The following is a 15,290-nucleotide window of genomic DNA, read 5'->3' as shown; positions in this document are numbered from 1 at the left end:
TTGAACAGGCCCGATGTATTCTCGTCGCAAAACAACTCTCTTAAAACTGAGGCGCTAGCTTTAGGGACTCCTATTGCGCCAAATTCCCGTCTAGCTAACCGGTTTCGGATTGTTGAACAACTTGGTTCAGGTGCTCAGGCCGCCGTTTTCAGCGCCATCGACGAATTACTTGATGTGAAAGTTGCACTTAAGGTCATTGAGGGTGGTGCCAGCGACCCTGTTAAAATGCAAACCATCCGCAATGAAGTCAACATCGCTAGGCAACTACAGCATCCTAATATCATCCGTGTTCATGACGTTTTCTCTGATGGAGATACCGCCTTTTTTACAATGGCGTTTATTGAAGGCGAGCCTCTGTATACACGCATTCAACAACCTATCAGCAAAGCCGATTTCGACAAGTGGCAGCAACAGCTCGTTGAGGCACTGCTAGCCTGTAAATCGATAGGCATTAAACATGGCGATATAAAGCCAGACAATATTCTTCTTGATCACAATGCAGACATTAAACTGATCGACTTCGGAATTGGGCAGAGCGCTACGTCTGGCGCTCAAACGAGCGGACACCAACGCTATACCGCTCCTGAAGTCATCCAAACTGGAAAAGCGAGCGAACACTCTGACACCTACAGCTTAGGAAGAGTTTTAGAAGATATGCTGGGGTGTGTTCAAAAGGAAGGATTGGGCTTTTCTCATTACCTGTGGACGAAAAAACGCAATGCTTGTATTGATCAATTAACACACCATTTGCCAGCGAAGAGACTCTCTTTGGAGCAAGCGCTTAACATCAGCTCATCAGGCGATAATGGCAGTGCTAATGTGACTTACAAAACCCTTGTCACCTTTTCCGCCATTGCCATATTGGTACTTGTGATTAGCGCCAGCATTTTTTCTTACTCTTGGTATCAAAAAACGCAACCCAGTCTGCCCTCTGATACTCCTATTCAGCTACTCGTATTAAATGACCCTCAATATCCACTTTTAGATACGATAAACACGTTGCTGCGCTATCCCCTGTCTACTCATCCTCACATTGTTTTAGATGATAAAGCGCAAACCCAATCATTGGTGTCAAACCTTGCGTTATCCCCATTTGATAACGACAATGACAGAGTAGATTTAGCGGCTTCCACGTCGGTAAACAGCGTATTATTACTTGATGCTACGCCTACCAGTAGCGATAGTTACTTACTTCACGCCAGCGTACTTAGTATGCCCGCTAACGAACCTATTTTTACCGTGTCGCATAATGTAAATGCAAACACCCTGTCCGATGATTTAAGTGTATTTGCTAACAAGCTCATTCAATCGCTATTTGACGCTATCAAAACGCAATCGCCTCAACCACTTCCTGACTTACGCTACCTTGATGCCTTGGATACCGCTTGGCAAAAAGGAGAAGCGTTAAATAGCGCAGACACCGTTGAGGCGATTATAGCAACCACACCGGACTATCCGGGTGGATGGGTGGCAAAGGCTCGAAACGATTTAAATACGGGCGACTATGACGGTGCCAGGCAAGCGGTAGAAACCTTATTCCAACTCTCTGACTTGGCAGTGTATTGGCGTTTACAAGGCGAGCTATTAAGAGCAGAGCTAAACGAAGATCTATCTCTTGCTCAACAATCAATAGATGCGCTTGTTTCTCAGTTCCCTGACAGACCAGACTTGCTGTCGATGCGTGCAGACATATATCAGTGGGCTGGCGAAGATGCCAAAGCAATGTCCGACTATAAAGCGGCTTTAGCCCTTCGCCCCAATAATGGACAACTTTGGTTTGAACTTGCTCGTCTGCAAATTATTAATGGGGACATTGAAACTGCCACCAGCGACTCATTAACTCGAGCACTCGTAGCGTTTCGTCAAGCCAAAGATCCCCGAGGCGAGAGTTTAGTACTTAACGCTTTTGGCATTGCTTACCTACGTACAGCTGACAATGTGGCTGCAGCGCAGTATTTTAAAGACGCACTGGCATTGCGTGATGCAAAAACGCAGCCCTCTCAGCGGGCTAAAACCTTAGCCAACCTTGCCATCGCCACATCTCTTACGGGCGACTATGCCACCGCAGAGGCGTCATTAGAAGAAGCGGTAAAACTACTCCACGATTTAGGTGACTTGGCACAAGAAGCCCATGTAAACGATACACTAGGTTTTATGTTTGAAGAGCGAGGCCAGTTCGCAAGAGCGTTAGAGTACTACAAACGCGGTCTTGATATTCGTGTGCAAACCGATGACAAGGTGCTTCAGCCGCAAAGTATGAGCAATGTGGCCTACATGCATTTTCTAATTGGAGATATCTCTCTTGCTGAGATTTACTGGCAGCAGGCGAAAATACTATTTGAAAGAAATGGGGACGAATCCCACTTACTTCGAACCCATCAAAACCTTGCACAGTTGAGTTTGGTAAAAGGGGACAAAAATACTGCTTCTCAATATTTAAGTACCGTCGACAAAAAGCTTGGAAATCAGCATAACCAAGAGAGAATGATAAACCACCTGCTATTCAGCTACTTAAACTTTGCAAACGGAAACTTGACTGAAGCCACGCAGCATGCCGCTGACGCAAGACGCTTAGCTCAGTCTTCTGAAGATGCCAGAGCAAAAACCGAGGTATTACTATGGCATGGAGAGATGTGTTTACTTACCGCAAACTGGTTATGCCTAGAAAACAGTCTTGAAACCGTGACGCCTACCATTAGCGAAGATCGCCACGAGCAGTTTGCCGTTTATCAATGGTTGACGTTGGGATTGAAGCATCATAAAGGCACACTAAATAACGAACGTGACGAGATCTACACTACACTTGTCGATAACACCAACGTGCCGGTAATCACTGAAATTAAAATTCTGCTCGACATGCAGCAGCGGCTTTCTTTGAATGAAAATAGCAGCGCAATGGAGAAGCTTCGCTCGCTCATTAAACCCTCTTACTACCAGCAATACTTGCAGTGGCTATATATAAAAGCGTCGTCTGGTGATGAAGAGTCCATCGAAAAGTTAAAGCAAAAATTAGCGTTATATCCTACCTATTGGCGGAACCACCTTTACTATCGCGCCATACCAGGTAAAGAAGACACGGTGGATGACTTAACATCCAAATGGCTATCTCAATTACCTGAGCAACAGGTTGGAGACTACAGGAACGCCTATTTTGACTGACTTGGCCACCGAGATAGAGAACATTAAAGCGTTACAAGCGACACTTCAGGCTCGATTAGATGCTGACCAAGAAATGCTGCAGCAGTTGGCGAAAAGGCTATGGGCTCAACAAGAATCAGAAAAAGCGAAGCTTTCTCGAGAATTACATGATGGGATTGGTCAGTTGCTCACAGGGCTGACACGCAGGCTGCAAGCATTATCAACCTCATCGCCTGAACTTGAAGCACTACACGGCATCGCGGAAATGGCGCTAAATGATGTTAGACAATTATCGCGGCTAATGAGTCCAACAATTCTTGATGACTTAGGTCTTAAACCAGCACTTAATTGGCTGTGTCGTAATTTGCTTAGTGGTGAAGATATTGAATATCATACCGAAATAACCGTACCGCCTGATCTGTCCAAAGACATAAGCACATTATTATTTAGAATTGCGCAAGAAACGCTGGTTAATGCTATAAAACACAGTGAGGCCACTAATCTTACTTTATCAATTTCTTACCATCACCATGTTATTCGTTTAGATATCATTGATAATGGTGTAGGGTTTGATAGTAAAACAATAGAGCCTGGCATAGGCCTTTCTAGTATTCGCGACAGAGCCGAAGCGTTCAACGCAACGCTGGAAATAGAGTCTGCTGCTGGGCAAGGCACAAGAACAACAGTAACGGTACCCGTATGACAATTCGTGTAGTGCTTGCCGATGACCATGTACTTATGCGTCAGGGCGTATCTCAGATGCTAAATGCGACCCCAGATATTTCCGTCATCGGAGAATGTGACGATGGTGTTGAGCTTATTACTGCTGTACTGAAACTTTCTCCCGATGTTATTTTGATGGACATTTCAATGCCACGAATGAGCGGGCTAGTGGCGATTGATAAAATTTTATCTCAGCGCAGCGACGCAAAAATTCTTGTGCTGTCTATGCATAACGAAGTGGAATACATTGAAGCCATGCGCGATGCTGGCGCAAAAGGTTATATATTAAAAGAATCCTCCGGCGAGAGTCTGGTTGAAGCCATTAAGAAAGTGGCCTCAAACAAAACCTGTTTTCCCAATGAATTAACCCAATCATCTAGCGATCAATGTCAGAAGCACGTATCGCCGCTAAGCGTATTAACTAGACGAGAGCGAGAGGTATTCTTCTTAGTTGCTGCAGGCAACACCAGCAAGAAGATTGCTGAACTCTTAGATATGAGCTTAAAAACCGCAGAAAACCACCGAAGCAACATATACAAGAAGCTTAATTTAAGTAGCTCTGCAGAGCTTATAAGAATGGCCGGGAAAGCAGGCTTGCTAGAGTAACTGGTATTTATTTACAGTTTAGAACTCTTTTCCTTTCCTCTTTTTGCATTTTCAGCGAATACTGATTGCAGTATGTAAATCCCAAACAAAAAAAAGGGCCTTGCTTCATCTGAAACAAGGCCCCTCTTACACTACAAATTAAAGTTCTGCGTACTGCGTTAGGATAAACGCGGCTTCGCCTCTAGATACCCCACTTTGTGGGTTGAAGAAAGCTTTGATTGTAGGCTGTAGGTCAAATGGACCTTGCTCTACTTTTACTTCCACCTGCATTAGCCCTGCAGCCAGTGCCTGTTGAACATAGCCGCGATACTCAGGCGCAATTTCATCAGTATCTTCAACTTCCACCGCTTCACCAAGCACAATAGCGATAACCTTTTCAGAGTCAAAGCTGTTCGCGGCATCTTCAAGGCCTAATGCTTGAACCATAGAGTACGCCATTTCTTCTTTGCTCACCTGCATGTTGCTACCAAAGAAGTCACCGTCAGCTTGCATTACGGGCTGCGTATTCATCTCTAAATCTCCCAACACTGCCCCAGTCGCCGTGGCAGAGTTGACCGCTGCAGCATGCTCAGCACTTACATCGGTATAGTTAACCGTGTTTCCGTCGTTGGTTTGACGAAGGTTTGCACTAAGCGCCAGCGTATCAGCAAGCTCTACACGAGTTAGTGGAGCGTCTGGCGCAAATCCACTTTCTTTTGCATCCATTAGCTCATTGGCAACAACGTATTCAATGAATGCTTTAGCTGGATGGCCTTGTGCATCATCAATACCTGTATAACCAGATGTGACTAACAAGCGAATATTCACATCGTTAGTGCCAGGAATACCCACACCGTTTGTAACACCTAGTGGGTCAACTGACACACCACTAATGCTGCCAATTCCGCGGCTATATAGTTTCCATGTACCCGGCATACCTGGGGCAGCTGTGCCAACAGAAGAGCCTAAAACAGGAAGTCCGATGCCAGAACCGTAGGTATTTCCTGCAGGATCTTCTAATACGAACGCTGTTGCCGTTTCGATTGACGCGCTCGCCACCACCATAGATACGTCAGACGTTACTTCAAACTCTTCTACAGGTGACTCACCAACGGGTAGGTAAGTCGTAGGTAGCGTAAAGCTTTTGCCTTCAGCTACGTTAGCAAAGGCGTTAAACTCGCGATTTTTCTTCACGGTATCGCCAAATACTTCTTCACCGTTAAGCACTGCAGTTACCGCAGCATAAGCGTTAACATAACCAGCACCCACTTCCCACTCGTCCATGCCTGCCATTGGTGTTGCGGTTTCCTGAAGAATACGCTTCACATCTTCCCACTGAAGGTTTGGATTCGCTTCTAGCATTAGTGCAACAATACCTGACACATGCGGCGCAGCCATTGATGTACCGCTAGATACGGTATAAAACGGTAGGTGTTGTGGTTCAATCATTTCCGCGTCATCAGCTGCACTTAAACCGCCTAAGCTAGACAGTGATGCACGAGCAGAAATAACGTCTACACCTGGCGCTGTTACGGTAGGACGGTCTTCCCACGTGAACACTTCACCATCAACGACCGCTTGACCACCTTTTCCGTCGACACCGCGAGAACTAAAGTCAGCTAGCTCGCCCTGCTTGTTACCCGCAGCCACTGTAATTACCCAAGGTGCCTTTTTGAAGTTACCGGTAATTGTCGATTCGCCTGGGCCTGAGTTACCTGCCGAGAACACGGTAATAATACCGTTGTCTGCCAGTGCTTTAGTCACAACGTTTGTTGGATCATCTGGGTTAAATTCTGTACCTACATCGCCAGTGTTACCGAACGAGTTAGAAATAACACGAATGTTGTAATCGAACTGGTGTGTTAACGCGTAGTCGAAACCACCGATCGTATCTAAAATGAATAGACCTGCGCCCGAGCCATAACCGATGATGTCTGCGCCCGGTGCTACACCTGCATGCAATCCACCGCTCTTAGCGCCGTTACCGCCTACTGTGCCTGCCACGTGAGTACCGTGACCGCCTAGAATATCGGTATTAGATACGTTTTCTTGGTATGTAATCGGTAAAATGCCGCTGTAACTATTTAGATTGACCTGCGCCAGAACGTTTTGAACAACGTGATCAGGGAATGCTAAATCGCTGTGTGTACCGTCAACACCCGAGTCGTTTACCACTACGCCAATACCTTTACCTGATACTGGCATGCCATTTATGCGAATATCGCGGTCAGCTTGTAGTGCCTGTACACCCGTAATTTGGGTAGACTCATGGTTTTCTAGTTCTAGTGGGTCGTTGTTCCACACTGACACCACGTCATCGCGCTGATAAAGTGCTTCAACTTGCTGTTTGTTCGCTAGCACACCAACAATAGGCACGTTGCGAAGGCTAACACCGCCAGTGATACCTAACGATTCAAGCGCTGTAATTTGTTCTGTTGTGGCAGGTCCCTTACCTTCAAATGTAACAATAACTTGTTGTAGTTCTAGTGGCGAAGCAGCAAGTGCATCAGCCAATGTTTTATCGAAAGTTTTTGCATTCACCATGCTCGCTGGTAAGGCACAAGCAATAGCTACTGATAATACTGTTTTGTTATTAAGGAACTTCATAATACACCTCTCTTTGAGTACCCCTTGAGTATTTAACAACCAAAGAAGCAAAACTATGGGGAGTTCCCCCTATTCGATGTAATTTATAAAAGCGTTGAAAAATCAGAAATTTAAAAAGAAAAAAGCCCTCACAAATGGAGGGCTAAAAACACCAACTATCGAGAAACATAGACAAGTTGGAGGGAACGAACGTGGTACAGGAAATAAACCACTCTCTCGAATTGAAGAAGCCTTATAGTTTGCGCTTTCTGAAAGAAGTAAGCGCGAGCAAAATTAGCATCGCACTGGCAAATGAAGCAGGTTCGCTAACTTGTGTTGAGCCATTTGTAGACTCAACAGTTTTAACCAGTTGAAACAAGCCACCTGCGCAGCGGTCGCCATTTTCAAAAAACACGCACGAGTCTGATGCTCCTAGCCCGGCTAAACCTGAACTAATAGTGAATTCGTATGGAACGCTTGAGTCTTCTATAAAAAATTGAAAACCTTCACCGCTTTCATCACCAAACACACCATCTTCTAAATCAACGATTGCAAATGCATCTTCAGCAATATCAGCTTCGAAAATATTGTAAACGGTGCCATCGAACTCTAGCTGAAAGAAAAACGATAGCCATGTGTTCATATTGAACTGGGTTTCGTTTTCATCAAAAGTGATTTGCCCAATTAAGCTGGTTTGGTCAGCTTCGTCACCTAACACTAATCGAGTGAAATCATAGGTGATTACGCCGGCGAAAGAAGGCGCAGAAAACAGAACGAACACAGCGGCAAATAATGACTTCATAGTAAACCCACGTCTAAATTCCTATGGGCTTAGTATTGAACTTAATGCATTGAATACAAATAGGGAGTTCCCCCTAGTTGTATTCAATGGTATCTAATATGACGTGGTTTAATTAGCGTTTTGTTCGCGTAGTACTTTTGCTAATTCGTAATTACCTTGCGAAAGAGCGATATCCGCTACCGAATTGCCCGCTTTATCCATGTGAGCTGGGTTAGCCCCTTTATCGATAAGCGTATTGATAATTTCTTGTCTATCGAAAAGACTCGCAAACATCAATGCGGTCTGCCCCTGTGCGTTCTCTTCGTCTATATCACAATCGGCAAATACAAGCTGTTTGGCTACACTTACATGCCCTTTGAAGATGGCGCCCATTAGCGCAGTATTACCGCGATTGTCTTCCTGGCACGGGTTGGCATTAGCTTTACTGATTAGAAAACTCACGGTTTCGGTGTGCCCGTGGTACGCCGCTAGAATAAGCGCGGTATAGCCTTTGTCATCGGCTACATCAACATCTAGACCGGCCTGATAAAATGCACCTAGCATGGCGCTATCACCTTCTCGCGCTGCGTCGAAATAGCGTGCTTTTAAAGCCTCCATATTAGGCATAGTGGCACGTTGTTGTGTATTAGTTTGAGTGGATGTTTCAGTTGCCGCGCTAGTATAAAAACTGCTAAAGGTGACAACAACGAACAGTGCTGCCGTAAGTGTTTGCTTTAAAAAAGACATTGTGCCCCCTTACTGGTAAATCTAAATTTGGTTACTACAAAACTGTTTTCAGCAAAGCTGTTACAGAAAGGTTGTTGAAGAAAAATTGTTTGAGAAAAATGGGAGTTACTCAACACTGTGATGTAACTCCCAACCCTAGTGCTACTTAGCTTATTGCATAAGTGCCGTTAGGCTTTCTGCAACCTGCTTTGCTTTTGCAGCGCGTGCTGCCTGTTGCTCCATCAAGTCTTTCGCCGTTTGACGAACTTTAGACATTGGTACTTTCGCTAGTTTAGCTACGCCTTTGCCATAGTCCTTATCAGCGTTGTACATATAAGCACTGATAATGACGCGAATTTCTTCTTCAGGCACCGATGCCAATGCACCACCTAAGTTACTAATTAGGTGCGCTTGACCTTCTTTAGTCAGATTTCTGAAAAACTCACCCGCTTGCTTGAAGTTCTGTTCTTTATAGAACGGAATTTGTTGTGTCATACCTGCAAGTGGCTTACTTGAATAACGAAACGCTGGGTCTTCGTTTAGGTCAAGACGACGGCTTGGCTGATAGTTCACATCGCGATTAGAGCTGGTTGTGCGAAGCTGACCGTGTTGCTCGTGGTTATTGATAACGGCATTTTTCGGCGCGTTAATCGGAATACGGTACGCATTAACGCCTAAACGATAGCGCTGCGTGTCAGCATACGAGAACAAGCGACCTTGAAGCATTCTGTCTTCTGACGGCTCGATACCAGGAATTAAATTGCTCGGAGCAAATGCCGCTTGTTCAGTTTCTTCAAAGAAGTTATCTGGAACACGGTTAAGCACTAGGCGACCAATCTTTTTAGCCGGGACGAGCGATTCAGGCCAAATCTTAGTGGTATCAAGTGGGTTAAACTCAAAATCATCCAGTTGCTCAGGCTCTAGCTCTTGTAAATAAAGATCCCAAGACGCTGTTTCACCTTTTTCACCAATTCGCGTGTAAATGTCGGTTGTATGCGGCTGCATATCCATTCCCTGCACTTTCATCGCTTCTTCATTGGTGAAGTTCTTAATTGGCTGATTAGACTTCCACGTAAATTTCACGTACTTGTAATTACCTTCGTCATCAACAAACTTGAAAGCATGAACCCCTGAACCATCCATATTTAGATAGCTTGCCGGTGTGCCGTAGTCAGAGAAAAGCATAGTTAACGTGTGCGTTGACTCTGGTACGTGCGAGAAGAAATCAAAAATGCGTTTAGGCTCTTGCTTGTTCGTTACCGGCGATGGTTTAAATGCGTGAACCATGTCTGGGAACTTGATTGCATCGCGAATAAAGAAAACCGGGAAGTTATTACCTACTAGATCCCAGTTACCTTGTTCAGTGTAAAACTTCACCGCAAACCCTCGAGGGTCACGCAATGTCTCTGGTGACAAATGGCCATGTACTACCGATGAAAAACGAACAAAAACGTCGGTCTTTTTACCTGCTGATTGGAACGGCGCAGCCAGTGTTTCATCTGAAAGGTCGACTAGGTTCTCATAATACCCATAGACGCCTGTACCACGGGCGTGAACAACACGCTCAGGAATACGCTCTCGGTCAAATGCCGCTAGCTTTTCAATAAGGTGAGAGTCTTGTAGTAAAACCGGTCCCCATGGGCCTGCTGTTTGCGAGTTTTGGTTATCGCCTACTGGCGCACCATTTTGACGGGTTAGTGTGTCAGCGCTTACGCCTAAGGTAAGCATACTGGCAGCTACGCCGCCTAGGATAAACTTGGTTAACGTTGATTTCATTGAGGTTCTCACAGCTGTACTCCCACATGAAGGTTGGTACGAGGTTTAGGGGCTTTGACTTCTACGCAAACTTGGTCGCCATAATAGTTATCAGCGTAATTGCATTGCGTTCGAATGGGTTGATTCGTTGTGGAGGAAACACGGTGGCTATTCGCCGTTGTTAGCTTTTTTAATAGTGCGCTCATTTGGCTCTCCTTCTTAAGTTGAGAGCATTATCATTAATTGAGCAAAACTATTAAAACGGGTTAAAACGATTCAGATAATTAATTTATTAGATTGTAAAGATACTAGCTAATCGAGAAAAGGTATGAAAGTCAGTAAATGATGCGTGACGAAAGAAAGGTTGATAGAAGTTTGCACTTCACATTTGGGGAATAGCAGCGCCATTTGAAAGCAATAAGAATAAATGACGCCAGTTTACTAGATAACCCTTAATACCTGGTCTCCAACCTCTGATCTCTAACCTTCAAGCCATGGCCCAGTTATAGCTAAGGTCTTCGTTGGAGAGTAAATATTCACGAAAAGTGTATTGCCGTCGGGCGAGAAACACGCGCCAGCTAGTTCTGTTTGCGCATGGAGCTTTGCAAAGTTATACACTTCTCCACTAGGTGTAACACCGCGTAAATGGTTATCAACAATGTCGGTATATTGGTCTTCGCACACCAATAGATGCCCGTTTGGACATACGGTTAGGTTATCGCCAAAATTATATAAGTTCTTGTCTTCACTTTCTAAAAATAGCTGAAGCTTGTCTTGTTTACCATCAGCAGAAGGAACAAGTTTCATCACCTGACCGAGCTGCTTTTGGCCGCCATTAGTACAGCAAAAATAAAGCTCATCTTCACCCCAATGTATACCTTCACCGCGAGCGAATAAAGCAGCACCTTTCTCATATCCTCTAGCGCGTAAGTCATCGTTCGGGCTTTCTGGGTTGTCTAACGCTATCCACTCAACGTCGAACCACGTAGCCAATGGCATAGTTGTGGAACTCCAGTTACGTGTATCAAACTGAGGTTTATTTTTTACTACCAGGGCTTCTAATTGGCCGCCAGCTGCCAAGTTAGCGTACTCGTTAGGTACAAAGCGATATAGCAAGCTGTCACCCTGATCTTCAGTCAGGTAAACAATACCAGTTTTGGGATCAACACACGCCGCTTCATGGTTAAAACGACCCATTGCTTTAAGCGGTTTAGCTTCAATGAGTGAGTCAGCGTTTGCGGGTACTTCAAAAATGTAGCCATGATCTTTGTTTACTACATCGCCGTTAGGACCATGAGGTCGATCTACAGATTCTTCACAGGTTAGCCACGTCCCCCAAGGCGTAATGCCGCCCGAGCAGTTTCTAACGGTGCCAGTAAGGCTTATAAACTCTCGCTCTACCTTTTGCGTGGTAAGGTTGTACACCATTGTTGTGGTACCGCCTGGTAAAGCAACCCCACTATGATAGTTGTCGTAGGCCAACTCGCTAGCATGCTTTTGAATAGACTGAGGCTGAGTACTTATATGTTTGGGGTGCAGCTCATGGTTACGTATAAGCGCCACTTTGTCGCTACTGCCTTCTACAGGCAAACAACCCATACCGTCCGCTCTGTCAGGTACATGCATACCATCAGACATGCTATCTCCAAGGCCAGATATAATTTTATAGCTAAAGCCTTTAGGTAAATCGAGCAGCTTTTGAGGGTCGGCGACTAACGCGCCATAGCCTTCACTAATCGGCATAGACGCCAAATCCAACTTTTTACCAAAAGCACTGCTAGCTAGGCCACCAAATGCCAAAGAACCCACTAAAAACTGGCGTCGTGTAATCATGAAAATCTCGCAAAACTGATAAACAGAGCATAGTACCCTTTAACTGTTACAGTATCACAACAAAGAGGTTAAATTTCCACTTCTTCGCTTCGTGCATATCTTACACCGATAGAAGGAACTGAATGCTGAGCCTTTTTAAATCCGATACTGCAGTGATCTGGTGTCGGAGCTCTTATATAAAAGCTGGAGGGGTTTTACGGTGTACTCTCACTACCGCCAAGTTTTATAGAATGAACAAGCGTCACCCCTAAATAACAATAAAAAAGCCCCGCAGTCGGTACCGAAGGGCTTTCACTATGATTACGCGTAACAATTTGTATTAGTTATTTGACGCGCTTGTTACCGTTGTTTCAATGGTAAATGGTGTTGCAACGCTGATAAAACCGGTTACTCGTAGCAGATAGGTACCCGCCATAGTAGGTTCGAATGCTAGGCTTTCTGGATTTGCTAACGAAGCACTAGAAGCAACTTCTTCACCGTTAGGATCAACAAGGTAAAAATCTAAGTCTGCTACCGCGTCCCACGATAGTGTTGACTCAATTTTTGTATCGCCGGCTTGAATTTCGAGCGGAAGTTCTTGTACCTCAAGGTTTTCAGCTGATGGACCCATTAGACCTTCGTCCGACTGTGTGCGCTCTGAGAACACAACATCGTTCGAAAGGAAAGAACCATCTACTTCAATGCGGTCTAAAGCAATATTTCTTGAACGCGTAACCAATGCAACATTATGTGCGCCCTCACCCATATTATCTAAAGTAAAAGTGACGAAACCTGGATTAAACTTATCGGTACCCGGAACGTGAACAACCTCACGTTCTACTAACTTACCATCTACGTAAAACTCAACGGTACCAGGGCGTTTTCTGCGTGTAACGATGGTGAAGCGCACACGATCACCGTTTACAACAGTGCTTACGGAAGACGATGTAGAAGTACCAATTTCTATCGAACCTTCATACGCGTCTTTTATTGCAAGCTCACGCCATGTACCTTCGTAGTTTAGCTTTTCATCGTTGTTGTCAATCGTTGTCCATTCACCTTTACTTGACCATACTGTGTCGCCGTCCATAAAAGCACGCATATTGCCTGTCGTTTCCATAGCTAATTGAATAGCAGCAGGAACATCGATGTAACCAGCACCCACTTCATGTGGTTGGTAGTCTGGCATTGGCTCTGCGGTTTCCATCATGATTGATTCAATTTGATCTGGTGATAAATCAGGATTTGCTTCCAACATAAGTGCAGCGACACCAGCAATAAACGGTGTAGCCATAGAAGTACCACTGATAGTGTGATAGTAAAGCGCGTACGATGGATCATTTAGATCAATAACTGGCCCCATTGCACCGATGACTGTATTGGGTGCACGTGTTGACGTTATGCTTTGACCTGGTGCCGTAATGTCAGGTTGCTTATATTGTACGTCAGCTACGCCTCGGCTAGAGAAATCTGCTAATAGCTTCTCGCTTGTACCTGCCGCAACATTAATTACCCATGGCGCAATAGCATATTGGTTAAGGGTATTTTCGTCTGGACCAGAATTAGATGCAGCGAAGCTTACTACCATACCATTTCGATACGCTTCATAAGATGCAACGTTAATTGGGTTATTGGGGTCAAAGTTAGCGCCATCGCCACCACCCCAGCTGTTTGTAATTACGTCTATACTTAAACGGTCCTGGTTGGCAATTGCGTAATCAAAGCCCAATAGACCATATAAGATAGATATCCCTTCACCTGCACCTAAGCCAACAATGCCTGCTTCAGGCGCGATACCATCTTCCGCGTGCGCTCGGCGGCTGTCGTCTTTAGATGCTTCACCTGTTCCCGCTACAGTACCCGCAACGTGTGTGCCGTGGCCTGAAGAAGTATCGCTATTTGGTACTTTTTCAACAAAAACGTTAATACCGCCAAGCAAGTCTAAATCGCCAACAATTTTTACGTTTTCAACTGTTGTTTCGCCAAGCTGCAGATCTGGGTGTGTTGCATCTACGCCAGAATCTAGCACAGCAACCGTTACACCGTTTCCGGTCAAACCTAACGTATCATGTACGATGTGGCCGCCCGTAATCTCGCCCGATGTGTAGTTATAATATTCAAGCGGCACATCTTGATAAATGCTTTTTATGTTGGGATTTGCAGCCAGTGCTTCAATTTGAGATTTTGTTAGTGTTGCTCCAACCATTGGCATAGTTTGCAATGCCAAATACGGTACGTGCAATTCTTGCATTAAGGCAGACACACCCGCTTTGTCTTTACCAGTAACGATAACCTTGTAAGTACTTTCGCCACTAGTGAGTGCTTCGGTAAGATTCGGTCCGATCAACGCGTCAGAATGTGCAAGCCCGCTAGCTGCTAACGCAATAGTAAGTAGTGATGATTTGAACAATGTAGATTTCATTGAGCTCTCCGGTTTTTATATTTTATTAGAATTTCATTTCTTCAACCGGGTTATAGTCTCCTAACGATATTTTTTTGACATAGGGAGCAACCCCTATATGTAAACAATTTGTAAAGAACCAATATAATTAACGTTCACTGCTCACCAACTTCACGTAAGCAGCAGTTCGATAAGGAAGTACCTTAATATTTCCAGATTGAAAGCTGACCGCCACAGCGCCCTCTTTAAGGTAACTCAAAGCATTCGTGGTGACGTCTTGTGAGTGGGATGCAGTCCAGTAATCACCTTTTTTAGTCTGCGGAAAGTATGCATGATGTATTGTTGCCCCACCTGCTTTGGGTGAAGGTTGTACGAGCGTTAATAGCTCATTTGGAGAAGGTCATCTCCAATGTTTATTGTTACAAAGCGCCAACTCATTTGCTTTCGAAATAAGGTGATGCGTTCCGCAACCAGCGGATTCGTAGAAGCAACTCCCTGCGTCTGGTACACCTACATTTAGTTTTTCGCTATACCAGCTGTAGCTCCAATAACTATCGAAAGGTGACTCATCATCCCTTCCAACCATCCAATATAATTTAGTACTGCTGTCATAAACACAATGCCATGGACCATCATTAGGCGACAGATATTCCCCATATTTATCCACTTTGGTAAATCGAGTCTCTTCTATTTCTAAGCTTTGATTAAAAAGTTGCGACAAACTAAATGACAGCCAAGAGGCTGTAGAAAAAAAGGCATAAAAAAAGCGCACCTAAGTGCGCT

General features: G+C 44.8%; 11 protein-coding genes. 3 read left to right on the top strand and 8 right to left on the bottom strand.

Going from position 1 to position 15,290, the window contains the following annotated elements; translation table 11 throughout:
* Genes AC27KT_RS14295 through AC27KT_RS14285 form a run of 3 tightly spaced genes read left to right on the top strand, consistent with a single transcriptional unit; the run spans position 1 to position 4,467 of the window.
* Positions 1 to 3,159 (top strand): protein kinase domain-containing protein, encoded by a 3,159-nt coding sequence (locus tag AC27KT_RS14295; protein WP_487131025.1) that lies wholly within the window; start codon positions 1 to 3, stop codon positions 3,157 to 3,159.
* On the top strand, positions 3,152 to 3,841 hold the full coding sequence (locus AC27KT_RS14290; protein WP_487131023.1) for a sensor histidine kinase: 690 nt from the start codon (positions 3,152 to 3,154) through the stop codon (positions 3,839 to 3,841). The genes AC27KT_RS14295 and AC27KT_RS14290 overlap by 8 nt, the downstream gene beginning before the upstream one ends.
* Complete coding sequence (locus tag AC27KT_RS14285; RefSeq protein ID WP_487131021.1) at positions 3,838 to 4,467, top strand: response regulator; 630 nt, start codon at positions 3,838 to 3,840, stop codon at positions 4,465 to 4,467. The genes AC27KT_RS14290 and AC27KT_RS14285 overlap by 4 nt, the downstream gene beginning before the upstream one ends.
* 138 nt (positions 4,468 to 4,605) lie before the next feature.
* Here the strand turns inward: AC27KT_RS14285 and AC27KT_RS14280 are convergent, their stop codons facing one another.
* The 8 genes from AC27KT_RS14280 to AC27KT_RS14245 all read right to left on the bottom strand — a co-directional run bounded on the left by AC27KT_RS14280 (position 4,606) and on the right by AC27KT_RS14245 (position 15,228).
* Entirely contained in the window at positions 4,606 to 7,053 is a 2,448-nt protein-coding gene (locus tag AC27KT_RS14280) for a S8 family serine peptidase (protein ID WP_487131019.1), read from the bottom strand.
* Between the two features lie 232 nt (positions 7,054 to 7,285).
* Complete coding sequence (locus AC27KT_RS14275; protein WP_487131017.1) at positions 7,286 to 7,834, bottom strand: hypothetical protein; 549 nt, start codon at positions 7,832 to 7,834, stop codon at positions 7,286 to 7,288.
* A gap of 108 nt (positions 7,835 to 7,942) precedes the next feature.
* Positions 7,943 to 8,560: an ankyrin repeat domain-containing protein gene (locus AC27KT_RS14270; protein ID WP_487131015.1), complete on the bottom strand. Its 618-nt coding sequence runs from the start codon at positions 8,558 to 8,560 to the stop codon at positions 7,943 to 7,945.
* Between the two features lie 150 nt (positions 8,561 to 8,710).
* Entirely contained in the window at positions 8,711 to 10,327 is a 1,617-nt protein-coding gene (locus AC27KT_RS14265; protein ID WP_487131013.1) for a catalase, read from the bottom strand.
* The gene (locus AC27KT_RS14260; RefSeq protein ID WP_155279885.1) at positions 10,324 to 10,500 is read right to left on the bottom strand and encodes a hypothetical protein; all 177 of its coding nucleotides are present in this window, start codon (positions 10,498 to 10,500) and stop codon (positions 10,324 to 10,326) included. Before AC27KT_RS14260 ends, AC27KT_RS14265 begins: the two co-directional genes overlap by 4 nt.
* A 274-nt stretch (positions 10,501 to 10,774) precedes the next feature.
* Positions 10,775 to 12,127, bottom strand: coding sequence for an alkaline phosphatase PhoX (locus AC27KT_RS14255; RefSeq protein ID WP_487131010.1), 1,353 nt, complete (start codon positions 12,125 to 12,127; stop codon positions 10,775 to 10,777).
* Between the two features lie 319 nt (positions 12,128 to 12,446).
* On the bottom strand, positions 12,447 to 14,528 hold the full coding sequence (locus AC27KT_RS14250) for a S8 family serine peptidase (RefSeq protein WP_487131008.1): 2,082 nt from the start codon (positions 14,526 to 14,528) through the stop codon (positions 12,447 to 12,449).
* Between the two features lie 379 nt (positions 14,529 to 14,907).
* Complete coding sequence (locus AC27KT_RS14245; protein ID WP_487131006.1) at positions 14,908 to 15,228, bottom strand: hypothetical protein; 321 nt, start codon at positions 15,226 to 15,228, stop codon at positions 14,908 to 14,910.
* Positions 15,229 to 15,290 lie beyond the last annotated feature (62 nt).

This window comes from Alteromonas sp. 5NW40-0090, from assembly GCF_057552975.1.
Note: the sequence above shows the minus strand (reverse complement) of the source record. Positions and strands in the feature narration are given on the sequence as shown.

Excerpts from the sequence above, each read along its gene's own strand:
- AC27KT_RS14270 (WP_487131015.1), bottom strand. The coding sequence starts at position 8,560 with ATGTCTTTTTTAAAGCAAACACTTACGGCAGCACTGTTCGTTGTTGTC.
- AC27KT_RS14280 (WP_487131019.1), bottom strand. The coding sequence starts at position 7,053 with ATGAAGTTCCTTAATAACAAAACAGTATTATCAGTAGCTATTGCTTGT.
- AC27KT_RS14285 (WP_487131021.1), top strand. The coding sequence starts at position 3,838 with ATGACAATTCGTGTAGTGCTTGCCGATGACCATGTACTTATGCGTCAG.
- AC27KT_RS14255 (WP_487131010.1), bottom strand. The coding sequence starts at position 12,127 with ATGATTACACGACGCCAGTTTTTAGTGGGTTCTTTGGCATTTGGTGGC.
- AC27KT_RS14250 (WP_487131008.1), bottom strand. The coding sequence starts at position 14,528 with ATGAAATCTACATTGTTCAAATCATCACTACTTACTATTGCGTTAGCA.
- AC27KT_RS14275 (WP_487131017.1), bottom strand. The coding sequence starts at position 7,834 with ATGAAGTCATTATTTGCCGCTGTGTTCGTTCTGTTTTCTGCGCCTTCT.
- AC27KT_RS14260 (WP_155279885.1), bottom strand. The coding sequence starts at position 10,500 with ATGAGCGCACTATTAAAAAAGCTAACAACGGCGAATAGCCACCGTGTT.